The organism is Streptomyces sp. NPDC058092, from assembly GCF_042884935.1.
In the GTDB taxonomy this organism is placed as follows: Bacteria; Actinomycetota; Actinomycetes; order Streptomycetales; family Streptomycetaceae; genus Streptomyces.
On the sequence record NZ_JBHVSY010000015.1, the window covers coordinates 80,866 to 100,161 of the forward strand.

Here is a 19,296-nt window from a genome sequence, read left to right on the forward strand (position 1 = left end):
GTGTGGGTCGGGGGTGGGGGGGGCTGGTTGTTGCACCCCCCCCCCGCCGGCTTGGTCCCCCCCCCGGCCCCCCCCCCCCCCGCCCCGGCCCGGGCGGGGGGGGCCGGGGGCCCCCCCCCCCACGACCGGCGTACCGCTCAGCAGAGCCACCACGGGCGGGGCGACGCCGAGTTCGGCGCCGAGCCGGGCGCGCAGCTCCATCGCCAGGAGCGAGTCGAGTCCCAGCGCGTTGAGGCCCGCGTGCGGATCGATCTGATCGGGGCTCGTCCGCAGCACCGAGGCGGCCACCGTGGTGAACCGCCGAGTCACCAGGGCCAGGCGTTCCGCCGCGTCCGCGGTGCGGAAGGCGTCGAGGATGCCGTCGCCCGTGCCCGCTTCGACCGTACCGGCGGAGGCGGCCGCCGCGAGTTCGGCCACCAGCGAGGGCGGGGAGGCGTACCAGGCCAGGAACACCGGCCAGTCGACGACCGTCGCAACGAGCAGCTGGGCCCGGTCCTGACCGATGACGCGTTCCAGCACCGCCATGCCGACGTCCGGTGCGAGTGAGCTCATGCCGCGGCTGTGGAGATAGTGGTCGACGAGTCCGAGCTCTTCGATCATGCCGGTGGCCCACGGTCCCCAGTCGATGCTGAGCCCCGGCAGCCCGAGCGCGCGACGGTGCTGGGCCAGCGCGTCCAGGAACGCGTTCCCGGCGGCGTAGTTGGTCTGGCCCGCCGTGGTCAGCAGGGAGGCGATCGAGGCGAACAGGACGAAGTGATCGAGCGGTTCGTCCCGCAGATGCCGGTGCAGCAGATGTGCGCCGATGGCCTTGGGGTCGTGGGCCTCGGCGAAGGTGCGGTGGTCCATGTCCGTGACGAGTGTGTCGCGGACCTGGCCGGCCAGGTGGAACACCCCGCGGACCGGCAGCGGGTCGGTGAGCCGGTGAGCGTCGAGCCAGTCCGTGAGCGCGGTCTCGTCGGTGATGTCGAGCGGCGCCAGGACGATCCGGGCGCCGAGCGCCTCCAGTTCCCTGACGAAGGCCGCGGCACGGCCGGGGGCGGTGTCGGGGGCGAGTCCGCGCCAGGCGCGGCGCTCGGGCAGCGCGGTGCGTCCGATCAGGATCAGGCTGCGCGCGCCGCGCCGTACGAGTGTCCGGCACAGGAGCCGGCCGAGCGCCCCGAAGGCCCCGGTGACCAGATAGTTGGCATCGGCGCGCAGGCGCAGCGGAAGGGGACGCGTCAGTCCTTCGGCCCGCCGCACCCTGCTGGTGAGGCGGGCGGTGCCGCGCAGCGCGATCTCCTCCTCGTCGTCGGTGAGTGCCTCGCGCAGCAACGCCCGGGCGTCGGCCCGGCGTCCCTCGTGTCCCTGTCGGCCGGGATCCAGGTCGATCAGTTTTCCCCGATGGGAGAGCAGCTCCTGGTGCCTGAGCACCCGTCCGACTCCCCAGGCGGGCGCTCCCAGCGGCTCGACACCCTCCCCCGGCTCGACGCGTTGCGCGCCGCGGGTCACGATGTGCAGCCGGCCGCCGGTCCCGCGCCGGAGGAGCGTCCGGGCGAGCGCGACCAGTGAATACGCCCCGGTGTCGCGGTGCTCTACGACGTCCTGGTGCGAGGCCGAGGCGAGGTGCGGCCGGTCGAGGTTCCACAGGTGCACGAGGGTGCCGATGGGTGCCTTGCCGTTCTCGCCGCGCTTCCCGCCCTCGTCCAGGTCGGCGAAGAGCCGTTCCAGGTCCGTGGCGGACCCCGGCGAGACGATGAACTCCTTTCCGTCGCCCACCCGTTGGTATGTCTTCCCCGGGCGCACGAGGTGACAACGCACGCCGCGCGCGGCGAGCAGGGCGCTCAGCTCGTCGCCGACGCCTTGGCTGTCGGCGAACACCAGCCAGTCGGCACCGGCACCGCACTCGCCCTCGCCGGTGTCTGTGACTGCTTCCGTGACTGTTTCCGTGTCCGTGTCGAAGGGCCGGTCGATCCAGACGGTCTCGGCGAGCCAGGAATCAATCGTGTTCAGGCCGACCGCCGTGGACGCCTTCTCCACGTCGGCTGCGCGGAATCCACGGACGCCGCCCAGGGGTTCACCGCTGTCCGTATGGACGGCGATGTCCCCGACGAGTTCGTCCGTGCCGCTGCGGGTCACCGTGGCATGCACCCAGATCGGCCGGTCGCCGACCGGGGCGAGGCACACCTCGTCGATGGACAGGGGCAGGCGGATGCCGGAGGTCTGCCGGTCCTCACCCTTGTCCGGGAGCTGCGTCGTCAGCAACGCCTGGAAGCAGGCGTCGAGCAGCACGGGATGGATGTGGTGCCGGGCCGCCCCGTCGCCGATCGCCGAAGGCGGGCGGAGCCGGGCGAGGACCTCTCCGGAGCCGATCCATACCTCCTCGATGGCACGGAACGCGGGGCCGTAGTGGTACCCCATGGCGGCCAGCTCCGCGTAGCAGTCCTCGCCGACCAGCCGGCGCCGGGTGCGTGCCCGGAGGGCCGCGGTGTCGACTGCGGGGGCGGCCGGGCGCGGCTGTCCGGAGCGTACGACGCCACTCGCGTGCACGGCCCGGTCGCCGTCTCCCCCGCCTGACCCGCCTGACCCGCCTGACCCGCCTGACCCGCCTGACCCGCCTGACCCGCCTGCCGAAGCGATCATGAACGCCGCGTTCTGCGAGGAGAGCGTCAGGCGCACGGCCCGGTCCTCGCCCTCGGGCAGGAAGAGCGCCTTGCGGAATTCGATGTCCGTCAGCACGACGTGGGTGCCGCCCGTCAGGGAGCGGACCGCCTGCGTGGCCATCTCCACATACCCCGCTGCCGGGAAGACCACGGCGGACTGGATGCGGTGGTCGCCGAGGTAGGGCAACCGCTCGGTGTCGAGTGTCGTATGCCAGGTCGGTTCGGGGTGCGTCGTGCGACGGCCCAGCAGGGGATGGTCGGCACGGCCGAGGCGGACCTGCGCGACGGGACCGGGCTCCGTCCAGTACCGGTCGCGCTTCCACGGGTAGCGGGGAAGCGCCACCGGACTGCCCGTCGTGTGCAGGGTGTCCCACGCGACGGGTACGCCGAAGGTGTGCAGCTGCGCCAGCGAGGCGGCGAAGCGTTCCGGTTCGTTCTCCTGGCGGCGGATCGACGCAACGGTGTGCACGGCTGTGCTCCGGCCGTCGAGGCATTCACGGATGGAGTGGCCGAGCACCGGATGCGGACCGACCTCCAGGAACAGCCCGTACCCGTCGTCGGCGAGCCGGTCGACGGCCGAGCGGAAGCGGACGCGGTGGCGGACGTTCTTCCACCAGTAGTCCGCGTCCAGCTCGCTGCCGTGGGCCGTGCCCTCCTGGCCCGTCAGATACAGCGGAACCGTCGCCGCCCGTGGGTCGAGCCCGTCCAGTGCGGTCAGCAGTTCGTCCTTGATCGCCTCCATGCCGGCGCTGTGGTACGGAACCTGCACCGACAGGAACTTGGCGAAGACCTGCTCTGCCCGCAGCCCGTCCGCCAGTTCGGCCAGCGCGTCCCGGTCCCCGGCCAGCGTGACCGCCGAGGGGCTGTTGACCGCGGCCACGGACACCCGGTCCCCGTACGCGGCCGCCCGGGACTGCGCCTCCTCCTCGGGGAGGCTGACGGCGAGCATGGTGCCCGTTCCGGTCAGCCGCTGCTGGAGCCGGCTGCGATGCACCACGATCCTCGCCGCGTCCTCCAGGGTGTAGACCCCCGCCTCGTAGAAGGCGGCGATCTCGCCGGTGCTGTGACCGACCACGGCGTCGGGCCGCACACCGTACTGCCGCCACATCGCCGCGAGTCCCACCTGAACGGCGAAGTTGGCCGGCTGCGCGAGCCATGTCTCGCCCATGTGCGATGCGGCTTCGCCGGCCGTCATCTCCTCGATCAGCGACCAGCCCGCCAGTTTGCGGATGGCCAGGTCGCAGCGGGTGACCGCGTCCCGGAACACCTCATCGCCCTCGAACAGTTGGCGGCCCATGCCCCACCACTGCGGCCCCATGCCGGTGAACACCCAGACGAGGCGGCGCTGTTCGGTGTCGAGCTGCCTGCCGTGGACCACTCGGGAGTGCGGTTCGCCCTGCAGGAAGGCGGCGAGTCCCTCGTCGAGATCGGCCCGTGAGGAGTACACGACGGAGAGCCGCGACTCAAGGTGCTGGCGGCGGCGGGCAAGCGTGTACCCGAGGTCGGGCAGGGGCACCTCGGGCCCGTGGACCCCCGCCAGTTCACGGCGGATGCCCGCTGCCACCTCCGGCAGGGCGTCCGGGGTCCGGGCGGTCAACGGAAGAATGTTCCAGGCGCGTTCGCGGGGCGCGGTCTGCTGTCCCGCCCGCTCGGGCGCTTCTTCCAGCACGACATGCGCGTTGGTCCCACCGAAGCCGAACGAGTTCACCCCGGCGCGTGCGGGTCCGTCGTGCTCGGGCCAGTCGGTCGGCTCGGTCGGGATCAGGTACGGAGAGGAGTCCCGGTCGATGGCGGTGTTGATCCGCTCCAGGTTGATGTGGGGCGGGATACGGCGGTGCTTGAGACAGAGCACGGTCTTGATCAGTCCGGCGATGCCCGCTGCCGCTTCGGTGTGCCCGATGTTCGTCTTGACGGACCCGACGTAGCACGTGGCACCGGGTCTGCGGCCCACTGCCAGCGCACGGCTCAGTGCGTTCGCCTCGATCGGGTCGCCGACCGGCGTCGAGGTGCCGTGTGCTTCCACGTACTGCAGGGCGCCGGGTGCGATGCCGGCTGCGGCGCACACACGTCGGACGAGAGCGGTCTGGGCGTCCGCGCTGGGCACGGTGATCCCGTTGGTGCGGCCGTCCTGGTTGACCCCCGTACCGAGGATCACCGCGTGGATCGGATCGCCGTCGCGTACGGCGTCGTCGAGCCGCTTCAGCGCGACCATGCCCACGCCCTCGGCCCGTACGTAGCCGTTGGCCGCGGCGTCGAACGTGCGCGAGCGGCCGTCGGGCGACAGGAAGCCGCCCTTCGTCTCGGCGATGGTGTACTGCGGTGCCATGTGCAGCAGGACGCCACCGGCCAGCGCGAGATCGGTCTCCCGGTTGTTCAGGCTCTGGCAGGCGAGGTGCACCGCCACCAGGGAGGAACTGCACGCCGTGTCGATCGACAGGCTGGGGCCGCGGAAGTCGAAGCAGTACGAGAGACGGTTCGAGACCATCGTCATCATGGTGCCGGTGGCGGTGTGCGCGGCCAGCGAGCCGAAGCCCAGATCGGAGAACTGGAGAATCTTGTAGTCCAGCGTGAACGCGCCGACGAACACGGCGGTATTGCTTCCGGCCAGCTCCGCGGGCCGCTGGCCGCCGTCCTCCAGCGCCTCCCAGGCCACCTCCAGCAGTTTGCGCTGCTGAGGGTCCATATGGTCGGCCTCGCGCGGGCTGATGCCGAAGAAGCCGGGGTCGAACTCGTCGAAACCGTCGATGTATCCGCCTCGGCCACCGATCAGGCGCCCCGGCTTCTCCTTGTGCCTGCTGCCGAGCGTCGTGACGTCGTAGCGGTCCGCCGGTGTCGGTGTGATGCAGTCCTTGCCGTCCATGAGGTTCTGCCAGTAAGTGCGATGGTCCGACGCACCGCCGGGCAGTCGGCAGCCCATGCCGATGATCGCTACTTTGTCGCTCACAGATGCACTGTTCACGTCGGGCAAGTTCGTACTCCTCAAGTCGTGACGCCGCTGCACGGCATGGATGCGAGGGGGCGGTACGGATTTCCGGAGAAGAGCAACCGGTCAGGCGGAGCCGGCCCCGGCTCTCTTCGCACGGCGCCAGGGATGGAGAAGGGTTGTGGCGATCTCACCGGTCGGAGGGAACGACGCGGGGTCGCCGATGCCGACCGCGATCGGCTCACGGCCGGGCCGCCACGTGTAGCTGTCGAAGAGGTGGTCCCAGATCGACAGATCCGATCCGTAATGGCCCGCTTCGGACAGATCGATGCTGTGGTGCAGGCGGTGTTGTTCGGGGCTGGCGAGCACATGATTGAGCCGGCCGATGCGCACATCGATATTGGCGTGGACGAAATAGCCCTGTGCGGCCACGAAGAGACCCACGACGAATACGGAGTCCTGGGAGAACCCGACGAGCGCCAGAGACAATTGAACAGCCCCCTGCGCAAGGACGATGTCGAGAACGTGATTGACCCCGTTATTGGCGACGTTTACTTTCTGTGGAACATGGTGCACACCGTGCAGTCGCCACAATATCCGGTTGACGTGACCCAGCCGGTGCACAAGGTAACTGGCCAGTGATCCCGTCAGCAGAGCTGCGGGAATTTCGGCCCCGAGGTGGAGCGCCGGTGCGTCGGGCGTCACCATGGCGACAGCCGTGGTGACGAGGTATTGCGCCAGGGCGCTGGCCGCCGTCGTCAGCAGGAAGTAGGCGCCGTACCAGCGCCATTCGCCGGGGCTCGGATGCCAGGAGCGCTGGTGCGGAATCAGGCGTTCGAGCGCGGCGAGGTAAGCGATCGTGCCGAGCAGGAAGAGCGGGCTCACGCGGCCCGGATCCCAGTCGAGACAGAGAGCAGCCGTAGCCACCAAAACCGTGGCCACCAGCAGGAAGGGGTACGCCGACACGCGGAGAGCAGTGTGCGCCGAACGTACAGAGGATCCCTTCTGCCACGCCGGACCGCTATGCGGCTCCGGAACACCACCGGGCAGTGGTTCGCAATTTTCCATCCGCAGCACCTTTGTGGAGGAACCAGTACACAAGAATGCGCAGACCTCGAAAGAGGAACTGCTTGATGACTACCTGCGGGCACACCAGAGCGATGCATCTGACGCCGGTTTTCACGCGTGAAAAACGTGCGTCCGGAGACTGATGTGAAACTGCCTTACGGCCTCCTGTACGGACTCTGCGGACCCGGTCGGGACCGCCGGGCAAGCCCGCTCTTTTTCCTTTTCCCTGCCGGGCGCTCCCAACCGTCGGATTCAAGCCTCGTCCTGCCGCGCCGGACAGACAGGGCGGGAATTCGCCACACCGTCCGATTCCCAATGACCCGGGCGGACCAGCCGGGCCGAATGCGAATAATTCGACCCACCCTTCAGCGGGTTACTAGTAATACTGATAATTTGTTGGGACTTTCCATTCTCCTTTCCGGATGCGCGCTCTTCGACCGGCCGGCGCGGGCCCGGGAGGCCGTGGACACCGGGAAAAGGCCGCCCCGGCCGGAGAAATACTTCCTCTGCTGCCCGGGATCCCACTCGCCCCGGCCACTGCGGCGGCGTGGCTTCGGCCTCGGTCCCGCCGACTCGCGATGGGGGTCTGCCGTGGCTCATAAACGCCGGATCCGGAGCGGCGAGCGCCTGGCGAAGCGCATCGAGGCCGACGAAAGCCCCCTGACCGGCCGGATGACGGGCGCCGACCCCGTGGCCTCAAGGAAGGTCGGCCGCCGGTGAACGCAGGGCGGCGGCGACGGACTCCAGAACCTCGATGGGGCGCAGCAAGTCCCCGTAGCCGATCGGTGGCCTGCCGGTACGGACCATCTCCAGGAACGCTTCGAGGCCCGGTACGCAGTACTGCGCGCCGAGGGTGAGCGTCTGCTGAACCATGGTGTCCTGAGTGAACGTCATTCCGTGGAACGGGATCTGGTCCCTGTCGTTCGGCTTGACGAAATTCACGACGACACGGGTGCCGCCCGCGGTGAATGAAGCGGTGACCGTGGTGTCGGTGGTATCCGTGCGTACGTCGGAGATCTCGCCGGGGGCGAGCCGGAGGGCGAGGTCAACCGGGTGGATGCCGTAGAAGAAGATCCCGCCGTACTCGCTGTCGGGATCGGCGGGCCCGGACATGACGACCGCGTGCGGCCGGCCGGCCCGCACGGACCGGGCCACCAGTGCGTCGGCGTCGGGGATCCAGCGGAGTGCCGAGGACGACGTGAGCGGCGCGTCATGGGCGAGCGCGGTGTCCGTCATGGCCCGGGCGTCCTCGACGGTGCAGGCCAGCGGCTTGTCCACGAACACCGGAAGCCCCTCGGTCAGGAAGGGGATGGCCAGGTCGCGGTGGTGCGCGCCGTACCGGTCCGCGACGATGACGGCGTCCACCAGCCCGAGCAGGGCGGTGGGCTCGTCGACAATCCTCTCCACCCCTGCGGTGGTTGCCAGCATGTCGTTGCGCCGACTGTGCCCGCCGCTGAGAGCCACGACGCGGGCGTCGCCGCCCGCCTCGTGAATGTTGAGGTGGCCGACGATGTGGTCGACATGGGTGTTCTCGGTGCCGATGATCCCGATACGCATCGGGAGAGGCTACCTTCGCGGTGACACGCTCGCTGACGGCACTCCCCCAGGTCACGGGGCAGGCGAGCCCTGTTGTGGCCGCCACGGTCCATCAGGTGCGTAGGTGGTGGGTGTGGTCGCCGGCGTCAGGTGAGGGCCGCCGCCAGGATGGTGGCTGCCTCGGCGATCAGGTGGTCGTCCGCCTCGGCGTCCTCCTCGTGCCGAGTGGACAGCACAGCCATCACGAGCGGCCCCCGGTGGGACGGCCAGGCGATGCCCACGTCGTTCGTGGTCCCGTAGTTGCCGGTGCCGGTCTTGTCGCCGACGGTCCAGTCCTCGGGAAGGCCGGCGCGCAGGCGGTTGCCGCCGGTCGTGCTGGCCAGCAGCCACCCGGTCAGCCGCTTCCGGTCCCCCGCCTCCAGGGCGTCCCCGAGTGCGAGCCGCGCGTAGGTCCGGCCCATGGCCCGGGGACTGGTGGTGTCGGTCGGACGTCCTGGTTCCGCCGAGTTCAGCTCCGGCTCCCAGCGGTCGAGCCGGGTCACCTCGTCACCGATGGACCGGCAGAAGCGAGTGACGGACGTCGGTCCGCCGAGCTCCTCCAGCAGGAGGTTCGCCGCGGTGTTGTCGCTGTGCGTGATGGCCGCGCCGCACAGGTCCTCGACCGTCATCCCGTGCGCGAGGTTCTCGGGCAGACCGGTCACGGGCGCGCCTCCCGACCTCTTGATGTCCTGCTCCGTGTAGTGAATGACCTTGGAAAGGAACGTCCCGTCATGGTCGAGGTCTCTCAGGACGGCCCCGACGGCCGGCGTCTTGAACACCGAACACATGGGGAAGCGCTCATCCCCCCGGTGGAGGACGGCCCTGCCCGTCACCGTGTTCCACCCGAACACCCCCAGCCGCGCGGCATGCGCCCGTTCCAGGTCGTGCAACTTCCGCGCCGCCCCGCTCCCCGGGCCGGCGGCGTACGCGGCCGATGTCATGGGGACGGTGGCCAGCGCCGCCCCCAGACCGCCGGCGAGTACCGCTCGGCGTGACGCGCCCCTGCTCGGCTTCAAGATCTCCCGCCTTCCTTCGCGTGCAGCCTGTCTTCTCACGCTTGTACAGCCTGTCTTCTCGTGCGGTCGCACTTCTTGCAACGACGTTTCCGGCATCCCGCCGGTTGCAGGCAAAGGGCGGTGCGCTCGCCGGTTCGTCACCTCGGCGCACTCCCGGGCGTTCTCCCTGTACGTGGGCCGGTGCGTAAAGCGCCGCATGTACTCCTGACACCACCGAACGATCGAACAATTGGCAGGGAACCGTCATGCAACAGACAACACAGTCAAGCCACTTGCTGACGGTGGCCGCAGCCTCGGCCGTAGCCGCCACGGTGGTGTGCACAGCATGGCCTTCCCGTAGGCGGCGGTGGGACGGGCGCACGCCTCAGGACCGTACGAGCTGCCCGCTCACCCGTGAACACCGCCCCGCCCGGTGGCTCTCGCGGCCAACGCTGACGTTGCGCCCGGAGGCGGGCGCACACCGGCTTGCGTGCCGTGTGGGGCGCGCTGCTCCGGCCAGGGGGAATCCAGGATGGTGTCCACGAAGTTGCCCCGCTCGAATCCGGGTGCGTAACGCTCCGGGACATCGGCCTTCACATTGCCGAGGGTGGTGTCCGGCTTGGCTGCGATGCCTTCGGTGAAGGCCCGGAGGATGCGCTGCTTGAAGTCGGGGCGGGGATGGAGGGCAACGACCGACGCCCGGTCCGCGTCGCTGATGTCGGCGTACCCGATGCCGAGCGGCCCTCCCTCGCGCGGTCAGCGGTCAGCGGCCGCGTCCCGGGCCGCCGGGGAGAGATGGAGGTGGGCCAAGTCGTGCGGGACGGGGCCGTCGTGGCGGCGGAAGAGGGGTGCGCTCTCCCCGTCGGCGGCCGTGGCCGGGGCATCCGTGAGGCGGAGACGTGTGCGCAGCCGCCCGTAGAAATCGTGCGGGCCGAGCCTGATGACACGCAGACGGCGTGGGGCCGCGTACACCCCGAGCCAGTCCCCGGCGTCCAGTACGCCGCGCAGCTGCCCGTCGATCGTGACCGCGCCCTGCCCCGAATGGGGCAGGACCCGCACCGCGACCGGTTCGTCCGGTGCGGCGACCACGGTGCGGTTGAAGGTCATGTGCGGTGCGACGGGTGTGAAGACGACGGCGTCCATGCGTGGTGAGACCACCGGACCACCGGCGGCGAAGCTGTAGGCGGTCGACCCGGTGGGGGTCGCCATGATGACGGCGTCGGCCGAGTACGAGGCGAGGAGCCGGCCGCCGATGTACACGCCGAGACTCACCTGCCGGTCGCGTGCCAGCTTCTCGACGACGACGTCGTTGAGGGCCGTGACGTCCAGCGCCACTCCCCAGCCCTCCTCCCCGGCCTCGGCCTCCCGGTCGACCTGGGGAGGCGGCAGCATCGGGCGTCGTCCGTAGCCCATCAGGGCATCGATGTCCTTGGGGACTTTCAGCACCCGGGAGGTCCTCATCGTCAGCGTCATGCGCTCCTCGACGTCCGCCCGCCCGCGGTGGACGGCATCGAGTGCCCGGACGACGTCCTCGACCGGCACCTCGGTCAGGAAGCCGACCCGGCCCAGGTCGATCCCGAGGACGGCGCCGTGGTGCTTGGCCGCGATCCTGGCGCCGCGCAGAAAGGTCCCGTCGCCGCCGAGTGTCACGATGAGGTCGGGGTTGCCCGCGACATGGGCCTCCTCCCGTCCGCCGCGCCGGCGTGCGTCGTCGCGCCACACGTCGATGTCCGTGCACGGAATGTCCTCGGCCGCGCACCAGTCGCGTACGACGCGCGCCGCGACAACGGCCTCGGGATGGCCCTGGTGGACGACGATTCCCACCCGCTCGACACTCATCTCGCTCCGACTCCCCGTGTTCCGATGTGGTGGCAGTGACGATGCCCTGACTCCACCTTGATGGCCCACGGGTGCGCCCGCTCGGCCGCCGGGCCGCCGGACCGTCCGCGGTCAGGCGATCGGGCGCTACGGGAGCGCGGCGTGACGCGGAGTGGGCGCGGCAGACTGGTGGGGAAGGGTTCGTCCGCTCTTCAGGATTCGTCCGCTCTTCAGGATTCGTCCGCTCTTCAGGCACAGGACGCGGCCGGGGCCATCCGGTGGCTGCCGGGGTCGCGGCACCGTGTGCTCGTCACTGCTGTCCGGAGGACCGTCATGGCCGAGGTCGAGGCGTCCCGGCACAAGCGGCGTCCTCTCACCGGGCCGGCCGGGGCCGTGGCGCTCGCCGCCGCCTCGATCGGCCTCTGGGCCACCACCGGTTCCACCGCGCAGGTTGCCGGTCTCCCGGCCCCCGATCACGTAGTGGTCGTGGTGATGGAGAACCACGGCTACAACCAGGTGATCGGCAGCCCGGACGCCCCGTACATCAACAACACCCTCAAGGCGGGCGGCGCCGACCTCACCCGGTCCTTCGCGCTCACGCACCCCAGCGAGCCGAACTACTACATGCTGTTCTCCGGCTCCGACCAGGGCCGCACCAAGGACAGTTGTACGGGTGTCGGTTCCCTGTCCGCACCCAATCTCGCCGCCGGGCTGATCGCTGCCGGGAAGACCTGGGCCAGCTACAACGAGTCGCTGCCCCGCCAGGGTTCGACGGTCTGCAGCAGCGGCGGCTACGCGCAACGGCACAACCCCTGGTTCGGTTTCTCCAATGTGCCGACCAGCACCGCGAAGACCATGGCGCAGTTCCCGGCCGACTTCACCGAGCTGCCGAAGGTCTCGTTCGTCGTGCCGAACCTGTGCGACGACATGCACACCTGCCCGGTCTCCACCGGTGACACCTGGATCAAGAACAAGCTGGGTGCCTATGCCGACTGGGCCAGGACCCACAACAGCCTCCTGGTCGTCACGTTCGACGAGGGAAGCACATGGTCGGGCAACCACATCCCCACTGTCCTCTACGGCGAGCACGTCATCCCGGGCAGCTCCAGCGGTGCCACCTGCAACCACTACGACGTGCTCCGCACCCTGGAGGACCTGGCCGGTCTGACGACGCACGCAGGCAACGCGGCCTCGGCGTCCGACATCACCGGCATCTGGACGTGACACCCGGGTGTCCCGTGGATTCCCGCAGCACCGACGCCGCCACCCCCGACGCCCGTCATGAGGTGACGGCGGAGCGGGGGTGACGGCGGAGCCGGGCGGACGGGGTGCGGGACGTCGGCCGCGGACCCCGGTCGTCCGGTCAGGGCTGCATGTCCTCCGGAATGCTGACCAGCCAGCGGGTCTCCTGGCGGGGCCGCAGATACAGCGCCCAGTAGAGCGTGGCGACCGCGGTGATTCCGCCGGTCCACAGCAGGTACTCGGTCTCCTGCTGGGTCAGGATGTACGCGAGCACGGCGATGAGCAGCACGGGGATCGCCGGCCACAGCGGCATGCGCCAGGCGGGCGCCTCGCGGTGCGCCCCGCGGCGGCAGAGCAGGGCGGCGACCGCGACCAGCAGGTACATGCCGGTGACGGAGACGCCGGTGACGCCGTAAAGGGTGTCGAGGTTGACGAAGCAGAGCGCCGCGCCGGGGACGCCGACGACCAGGGTCGCGACCCACGGGGAGCCGAACCGGCCGAGCCGGGACAGGGCGTTGTTGACCGGCTCGGGCCATGCCTTGTCGCGGGCGGAGGCGAACAGGACCCGTGAGTTCTGGATGACCATCACGATGCCCGCGTTGATGATCGCGAGGGCGACGCAGAGGCTGACGAACGTGCCGACGGCCGAGTTGGACCAGGCGGCGACCATGGTGTTGAGGTCGCCCGAGGTCAGGGCCGCGAGGTCCGGGGCGCCGAGCGTGATGGCGATGACCGGGACGAGGATGACCGCCGTGGAGATCGCGAGGGTGGCGAGGACGGTACGGGCCACGTTGCGTCGGGGATTCTCCAGCTCCTCCGAGAGGTAGACGGCCGTGGAGAAGCCCTGGGTGATGAAGAGCGCGATCGCCAGCCCGGAGACGACCATCATCGCGGTGACCGTGGAGCTCGTCCCACCCGACGAGGCGACCGAACCGTGCACCAGCGCGGAGGCTCCGCGCTCGGAGTGCGCGAAGCCGAGAACGGCGACGACGCCGGCCGCGATCACTTCCAGGACGAGGAAGATGCCGGTGATCCACGCGTTGGCGCGCAGGTCCAGGAGCCCTGCGAGGGTGGCGAGCACCATGACTCCGGCGCCCGCGAGGGGGGCCGGTATGTGCACCACGGGAGCGAGGTAGTCGGCCGTGCCCATGGCGATGACCGGGGGCACGATCATCACGACCAGCAGGGAGAGCACGAAGACGAGCCACCCGGCCAGCCGTCCCGCCATGGTCGACACCATGGCGTACTCACCGCCCGCACTGGGGATGAGGGTGCCCAGTTCCGAGTAACAGAAGGCGACCGCGATACAGAGCAGCGAGCCGATGCCGATGGTCAGGGCGGTGTATGTGCCGAGGCTGGAGAACAGGTCCGGTACGACCACGAAGAGTGTCGAAGCGGGCGTCACGCAGGAGAGCGTGAGCAGTGTTGCGCCCACGACGCCGATGGAACGCTTGAGCTTCTGTGGGATGGGGCCGGTCGCGGGGGCCAGCGCCTGGGGAGCGCTGAGCGTTTCGGTCATCGTGCGATTCCGATCAACAGGTGCGGTGACTGAGCGCGGGAGCGGTATCGCCTCCAGACGAGGACGTGGTGAGTGGTTTCGTCGCTCCCAGCGCGACATGCAATCCTGACGAGTTCCGCAGGTCAAGAGCTGTTCACCTACGGAATTCGTTGTTTCGGCGATCCGATCCAACGGTTTGGCGTTGAAAGTGCGTCATCCTGTTGGCGATCGGCGGGTGCGGGAACCGCAGCGAAATCCGGTGGAAAGTTTCGCCCGTTCCAGAATCCGGAAGGGTGTGGGCGTCCCGGAGCACCGCGGCGCGCGGACGGCTGAGGGTGCGCGTCGACCGGGCTTCGGGTGCCCACACTCCGGCTGCGGGTGCGCATCCACGGACTTGGTGCCAGCCTGGAGTCATGGCTTGGGCGTCATGGACGACTCGCGGTGTGTTCTCCGGGCATGGTGGCGTGCTGACGGACGAGGTCGGCGTCCTGTCCGGGGACCTGACGGTTCACACGACCTGGGCCGATGACGTAGCCCAGGTGACTGTGCAGTACACGGGTGCGATCGACTGGTTCACCATGTCGGGCAGCCCCGTGCCGTGCTGCTCCGAGGACGACAGCCGACGCCTTCACGACGCGGTGGTGAAGTCCGTCCGTGAAGGAGCAGCGGCCACGGTTCCCAGGCCACCGCTCCGGAGGCCGGAGTAGGTGCCCCTGGAAGCGGCCGAACGGCGGTCCCTGACCGGCGGGTGCGGTCCTTCACGAGGGGCCTGCTCGGCGCCCCGTGAACTCGTGAACCCGTCGGTCCTGAACCGCCGTCAGGAGTCGTTGTGCGTCAGTAGGCGCCGAACACGTTGTCGATCGAGCCGTACTTGTCGGCCGCGTAGTTGCACGCTGCGGTGATGTTGGCGACCGGGTCGTAGCTGTCCATCGACGTGCCGGGCACGTGGTAGGCACGGAACGTCGGGGCGATGATCTGCAGGAGCCCCTTGGACGGCGTTCCCTTGGCGGCGTTCGAGTCCCAGTTGTTGATGGCCCTGGGGTTGCCGGAGGACTCGCGCATGATGTTGCGGTGGATGCCGTCGTAGCTGCCGGGGATGCCGTGCTGGGCCATGACGGCCAGCGATTCCTTGATCCAGCCGTCCAGATTGTTGGTGTACTTGGCGGGGGCGGCGGGGGTCGATACCGCGACGTTGTTCACGGCGGATACGCCAGTGGAAGCGCTGGACCCGGCCTTGGCGCCGATGGTCAGCTTCATGCCCGGGTGAATCAGGGTGGGGTTGTCACCGATGGTCTCTCGATTGTCCTCGTACAGCTTCTGCCAGCCACCGCTGACGGAATACCCCTTCGCGATCTTGGAAAGGGTGTCACCCGAGATCACTGAATAGGTGGTGGGCGCGGCCTTCTGTACGGAGATTTCCTTGGCGGTGGCGGCGGCCGGCGCCGTGGCCTTTTCGGCGGTGGCAGCCTGGGCCGGCGCGGCCGAGGCGAAGCCGGCGCAGAACAGCGGCAGCACGAGCGCGGCTCCGCCCGTGGTCGCGGCGATGAAACCGCGGGTCAGCGAAGTGGGCTTGCGACGGCGGTACTTACCCGTGGTGGGCATGGCGAATTCCTCTCCGTCGCCTACGAGGTGAGCTGTCGGGTTCAGACTGGAGATGTCTGGCCGCATGCAATTGCGACTTCACCCCGAGCCGTTCCGGATACCGGTTCGGCGGCTTACCTGGGTCCCCCGCTCCTGCCGTACGTGACTGGGTTGGATTCTCGGACGGCGGCAGGATTCGGCGTTCCGTCCGGATTGACGGTGACCGTAGGCGAGAAATACCGAAGGGAACAAGCCCCTATTTTTTGATCACAATTCATTTGCAAGATCGAATCACGGAACGGGAAGTAAGCCACCTCACATCGCAATGCCAAATTTCCTTGCACAGAAGGGAACCGGGTGGCGCGCCACGACATCGCGAGGCCTGAACGTGACTCACGCCACACAGCGTCAGAAAGGGGCATTTCGGGCAATGCTCAGAGATCGCAACTCCCCCTAAATGCCTCTTTGTTGCCCAAGAGCTCATGTCTAACGAAATCGCACATATTAGACATTTGACTGGCTCTTCGCATGTTCTCGCTCCGGTGCACCGCCGTCGGGCCGGCCACACCCGGCAGGACCGGCCGACCGTCCGCGCGTGCCACTCCCCCGCACGGCACCGAGGCGTTGCCCTCCGCCCGCCGGATCGTTAAGATGTCGAGCTGTCCTGTTGTCTCCGATAGAGGTGGACGTTGCGCATCTGAGGTTCGCGATCATCGCGCCGTACGACTCCGGTCGTGCGCCCGTCACGCAGTAGCAGTGTTTCCTCCTGCCCGTGACCCCGCGTGGATGCGACCTCGGTGCATGAGCCGTCCCTCGATCTTCTGGACCGCCGTACCTGTTCCCGTTTCGGTCGCTGCGTGGTGCTCGCATACGAAGCCCCCTTCACCGCGCTCACGACTGCGAGGATCACCATGGCGACACCCACCACCCCCAGCGCCTCCCTCACCTGCTCCGCCCTGTCTTTCCAGTGGCCGGACGGCACGACCGTCTTCGACGGGCTCTCGCTCAGCATCGGCCGGGGCCGCACCGGCCTCGTCGGCAACAACGGCGCGGGCAAGTCCACACTGCTGCGCCTGCTGGCCGGCCGGCTGTGCCCCTCCCAGGGCTCGGTGACCGTCGGCGGCAACCTCGCCCACCTTCCTCAGAACATCACCCTCGACACGACACTGCGGGTGGACGAGGCCCTGGGCATCGCCGAGCGTCGCGACGCGCTGCGCGCCATCGAGGCCGGGGATGTGGACGAGAAGCACTTCGAGACGATCGGCGACGACTGGGACGTGGAGGAACAGGCCCTCGCGACACTGGGGTCGCTCGGGCTCGGATACCTGGAGCTGGACCGCACCGTGGGCCAGATGTCCGGCGGGGAGACCGTCCTGTTGCGCCTGGCCGCCCTGCTGCTGGAACGGCCCGACGTCCTTCTGCTGGACGAACCGACCAACAATCTCGATGTGTTCGCGCGCCGCAGGCTCTACGACGCAGTCGACAACTGGCGCTCCGGAGTACTGGTCGTGGTCAGCCACGACCTCGAACTGCTCGACCGCGTGGACCGCATCGCCGAACTGCGCGCCGGGTCCGTGAGCTGGTACGGCGGTGGCTGGTCGGCCTACCAGGAGGCCCTGGCCACCGAACAGGAGGCCGCCGGGCGGATGTTGAGGGCCGCAGAGGCCGACGTGCGCCGGCAGAAACGCGAACTGGAGGAGACCCATGTGAAGCTGGCCCGCCGTCAGCGCCAAGGCAGGAAGGCGGAGGCCGACGGAGGCCTTCCGAAGATCCTCGCCGGACGCCGGAAACGGTCCGCGCAGGAGTCCGGGGGCAAGCTTCGCGGCGTCCACGAGGAGCGGCTCAGCGAGGCGCGCGAACGCCGCGAGGAGGCCGCGGACGCGGTACGCAACGACGCCGAGATCCGCGTGAGCCTTCCCCACACCGCCGTTCCCACCGGCCGCGCCGTGCTGAGCCTGCACGAACTGCGCCCTCGGTTCGGCAGGCTGCGCCAGGGCAACCTCCAGGTGCACGGGCCCGAACGCATCGCACTCGTCGGGCGCAACGGGGCCGGCAAGACCACGCTGCTGCGCACCCTGACCGGCGAGCTCGCTCCGCTGTCCGGCGAGGCCAGGACGTTCGTACCGCTGCGGTTCCTTCCCCAGCGGCTCGATGTGCTGGACGAGGAGCTGAGCGTCGCGGCGAACGTGGCCCGCATGGCTCCCGGGGTCACCGACAATCACATCCGCTCCCAGCTCGCGCGCTTCCTGTTCCAGGGGAAGCGCGCGGAACAACCGGCGGGCACCCTCTCGGGCGGAGAGCGCTTCCGTGCCGCGCTCGCCGCGACGATGCTCGCCGCGCCGGCCCCGCAGTTGCTGATGCTGGACGAGCCGACCAACAACCTCGACATCGCCGGTGTGCGTCAGCTGACCAGCGCACTCCGGTCGTACGAGGGTGCGCTGCTGATCGCCGGCCACGACCTGCCGTTCCTGGAATCGGTCGGCATCACCCGTTGGCTGCTCCTCGGGGAGGAGCTCCAGGACACCACCGCGGAGGAGGTGCGCGAGCTGCTCGCTGCGCCGGAAGCGGAGCGAGCGGAGGCGTAAGGGCCGGACCGGCAGGAGCACGGCAGGGGCTGCGGGCCTTCAGCAGGACGGAGGCCCGCACCCGTGCCACGGGTCAGAGCCTGGCGATGATCTCGTTCATCTTCGTGATCTCGGCGGTCTGGGCGGTGATGACGGCGCCGGCGAGCTTCTTCGCGTCGGCGTTGCTGCCGTTCTTCCGCTCGTCCTCGGCCATGGTGACCGCACCCTGATGGTGGCCGATCATGAGCTGGGCGAACTTCTTGTCGAAGCCCTTGCCCTGGGCACCTTCGAGGTCGCTCATGTCCTTGTCGGACATCATCCCGGGCATCCCCGAACCGCCGTCCGAGCCATGGTCCATGCCGGGCATGTCACCCATCGGGGACGAGGACTCGGGCAGCGGCTTGCCCCAGGACGTCAGCCAGCCCTTCATGGTGTTGATCTCGGGGTCCTGGGCCTTCTCGATCGCGGCGGCCAGTTCCTTGATCTCGGGGTCGGCGGCGCGGCCGTCGGCCAGCTTCGCCATTTCGACGGCCTGCTGGTGGTGCGGGATCATCTGCTGCGCGAACCTCACGTCCGCGTCGTTGAACGCACCGCCGGGGGTGGCCGGCGCGGAGGCGCCGGCGGAGCCGTGGTCCATGCCGGGCATGGACGAGCCGTCGGAGTCGGAGCCTTCGGAGGAGCCGCAGGCCGCCAGCGTCAGGGCGAGTGCGGCGACGGTGCCGACGGCCGCGAGCGTGCGGCGGCGGGCAGCGGAAAACAGGGAAACGGACATCACACGTTCTTTCCAGGTGGATCGCACCACATCGGTGGCGCGCGAAACGGGCAGGATGCTCGGGCCGGTCCGGCCGTAGGACCGGGAACCGGCGGACACCCGTCACGTCCGCGCTACGCACACCTGGAGCAGCAGCTCTCTGCCGGCGAACGGCGGGCCCCGCCGTGCCGGTCCTCGCACCGCCGGACGCAGCCGCCCGAGCACCCACACGGCCAGGATCACGAGACCCAGCGCCATCAGGAGCGGCAGCAGCCGGTCGCGGGCGTGGGTGGATACGCACGACTCGCCGTTCATCCCGGTCACGGCGGAATCCGTCCGGGGGATGCCCTGTTCTTCCGGCACGGCCGTGTGACCGGCACCGGCCGTCATGGACATGGGCGGTTCCGAGGTCACGGCCATGCCGCCGTGACAGCCCTCGGCGGCGCTCGCCGGGGAGCCGTGCATGAGGAACAGTCCGCACAGGACGGCACACAGCACGAGCAGCCGGAACATTCCCGGTGTGCGCGTCCGGCTGCGATCCACGGCTGCCTCGAATTTCCCGGTCGTACGAGTCCTGCGGTACCGGCCCGACGATACCCCCACCGGGTTCCCCCGTCCTGTCGCACCCCGTGCCGCGTCGCA

At 69.4% G+C, this 19,296-nt stretch carries 11 protein-coding genes, 3 pseudogenes and 1 riboswitch; of the genes and pseudogenes, 4 read left to right on the top strand and 10 right to left on the bottom strand.

Annotated elements, in window-relative coordinates:
• The 6 genes and pseudogenes from ACFVV1_RS24205 to ACFVV1_RS24230 all read right to left on the bottom strand — a co-directional run.
• Positions 1-5,607: type I polyketide synthase (locus tag ACFVV1_RS24205; RefSeq protein ID WP_389992724.1), on the bottom strand; the 5,607-nt coding region annotated here is incomplete at its 3' end.
• 81 nt (positions 5,608-5,688) lie between these two features.
• Positions 5,689-6,630 carry a sterol desaturase family protein gene (locus tag ACFVV1_RS24210; RefSeq protein WP_389992728.1) on the bottom strand — a complete coding sequence of 314 codons (942 nt, stop codon included), beginning with the start codon at positions 6,628-6,630 and terminating at the stop codon, positions 5,689-5,691.
• A gap of 696 nt (positions 6,631-7,326) precedes the next feature.
• Complete coding sequence (locus ACFVV1_RS24215; protein ID WP_389992730.1) at positions 7,327-8,187, bottom strand: Gfo/Idh/MocA family protein; 861 nt, start codon at positions 8,185-8,187, stop codon at positions 7,327-7,329.
• 125 nt (positions 8,188-8,312) lie between these two features.
• Positions 8,313-9,146: a class A beta-lactamase gene (gene bla / locus ACFVV1_RS24220; protein WP_389992966.1), complete on the bottom strand. Its 834-nt coding sequence runs from the start codon at positions 9,144-9,146 to the stop codon at positions 8,313-8,315.
• 564 nt (positions 9,147-9,710) lie between these two features.
• A pseudogene (locus ACFVV1_RS24225) lies at positions 9,711-9,938 on the bottom strand (diguanylate cyclase); the annotation flags it as partial.
• An 18-nt stretch (positions 9,939-9,956) separates the two neighbouring features.
• Positions 9,957-11,039 carry an NAD(+)/NADH kinase gene (locus ACFVV1_RS24230; RefSeq protein ID WP_389992732.1) on the bottom strand — a complete coding sequence of 361 codons (1,083 nt, stop codon included), beginning with the start codon at positions 11,037-11,039 and terminating at the stop codon, positions 9,957-9,959.
• Between the two features lie 312 nt (positions 11,040-11,351).
• Between ACFVV1_RS24230 and ACFVV1_RS24235 the strand changes: the two genes are divergently transcribed.
• Complete coding sequence (locus ACFVV1_RS24235; protein WP_389992735.1) at positions 11,352-12,242, top strand: alkaline phosphatase family protein; 891 nt, start codon at positions 11,352-11,354, stop codon at positions 12,240-12,242.
• A 139-nt stretch (positions 12,243-12,381) separates the two neighbouring features.
• On the opposite strand, the gene ACFVV1_RS24240 is transcribed toward ACFVV1_RS24235, so the two are convergent.
• A complete protein-coding gene (locus ACFVV1_RS24240) occupies positions 12,382-13,779 on the bottom strand; it encodes an APC family permease (RefSeq protein ID WP_389992738.1) in 1,398 nt (465 codons plus the stop codon).
• 392 nt (positions 13,780-14,171) lie between these two features.
• Between ACFVV1_RS24240 and ACFVV1_RS24245 the strand changes: the two genes are divergently transcribed.
• Entirely contained in the window at positions 14,172-14,465 is a 294-nt protein-coding gene (locus tag ACFVV1_RS24245) for a hypothetical protein (RefSeq protein WP_389992741.1), read from the top strand.
• Between the two features lie 127 nt (positions 14,466-14,592).
• On the opposite strand, the gene ACFVV1_RS24250 is transcribed toward ACFVV1_RS24245, so the two are convergent.
• Entirely contained in the window at positions 14,593-15,360 is a 768-nt protein-coding gene (locus tag ACFVV1_RS24250; protein WP_389992745.1) for a transglycosylase SLT domain-containing protein, read from the bottom strand.
• A gap of 4 nt (positions 15,361-15,364) precedes the next feature.
• Positions 15,365-15,551, bottom strand: a riboswitch (cyclic di-AMP (ydaO/yuaA leader).
• A 699-nt stretch (positions 15,552-16,250) separates the two neighbouring features.
• Here ACFVV1_RS24250 and ACFVV1_RS24255 point away from each other — a divergent pair.
• Together ACFVV1_RS24255 and ACFVV1_RS24260 are read left to right on the top strand one after the other, a co-directional pair.
• Positions 16,251-16,865: pseudogene (locus ACFVV1_RS24255) on the top strand (ATP-binding cassette domain-containing protein); the annotation flags it as partial.
• A 120-nt stretch (positions 16,866-16,985) separates the two neighbouring features.
• A pseudogene (locus ACFVV1_RS24260) lies at positions 16,986-17,727 on the top strand (ATP-binding cassette domain-containing protein); the annotation flags it as partial.
• Between the two features lie 270 nt (positions 17,728-17,997).
• Here the strand turns inward: ACFVV1_RS24260 and ACFVV1_RS24265 are convergent.
• Together ACFVV1_RS24265 and ACFVV1_RS24270 are read right to left on the bottom strand one after the other, a co-directional pair.
• Positions 17,998-18,675, bottom strand: coding sequence for a DUF305 domain-containing protein (locus ACFVV1_RS24265; protein ID WP_389992748.1), 678 nt, complete (start codon positions 18,673-18,675; stop codon positions 17,998-18,000).
• 102 nt (positions 18,676-18,777) lie between these two features.
• Positions 18,778-19,167, bottom strand: coding sequence for a hypothetical protein (locus tag ACFVV1_RS24270; RefSeq protein ID WP_389992752.1), 390 nt, complete (start codon positions 19,165-19,167; stop codon positions 18,778-18,780).
• Between the last annotated feature and the right edge of the window lie 129 nt (positions 19,168-19,296).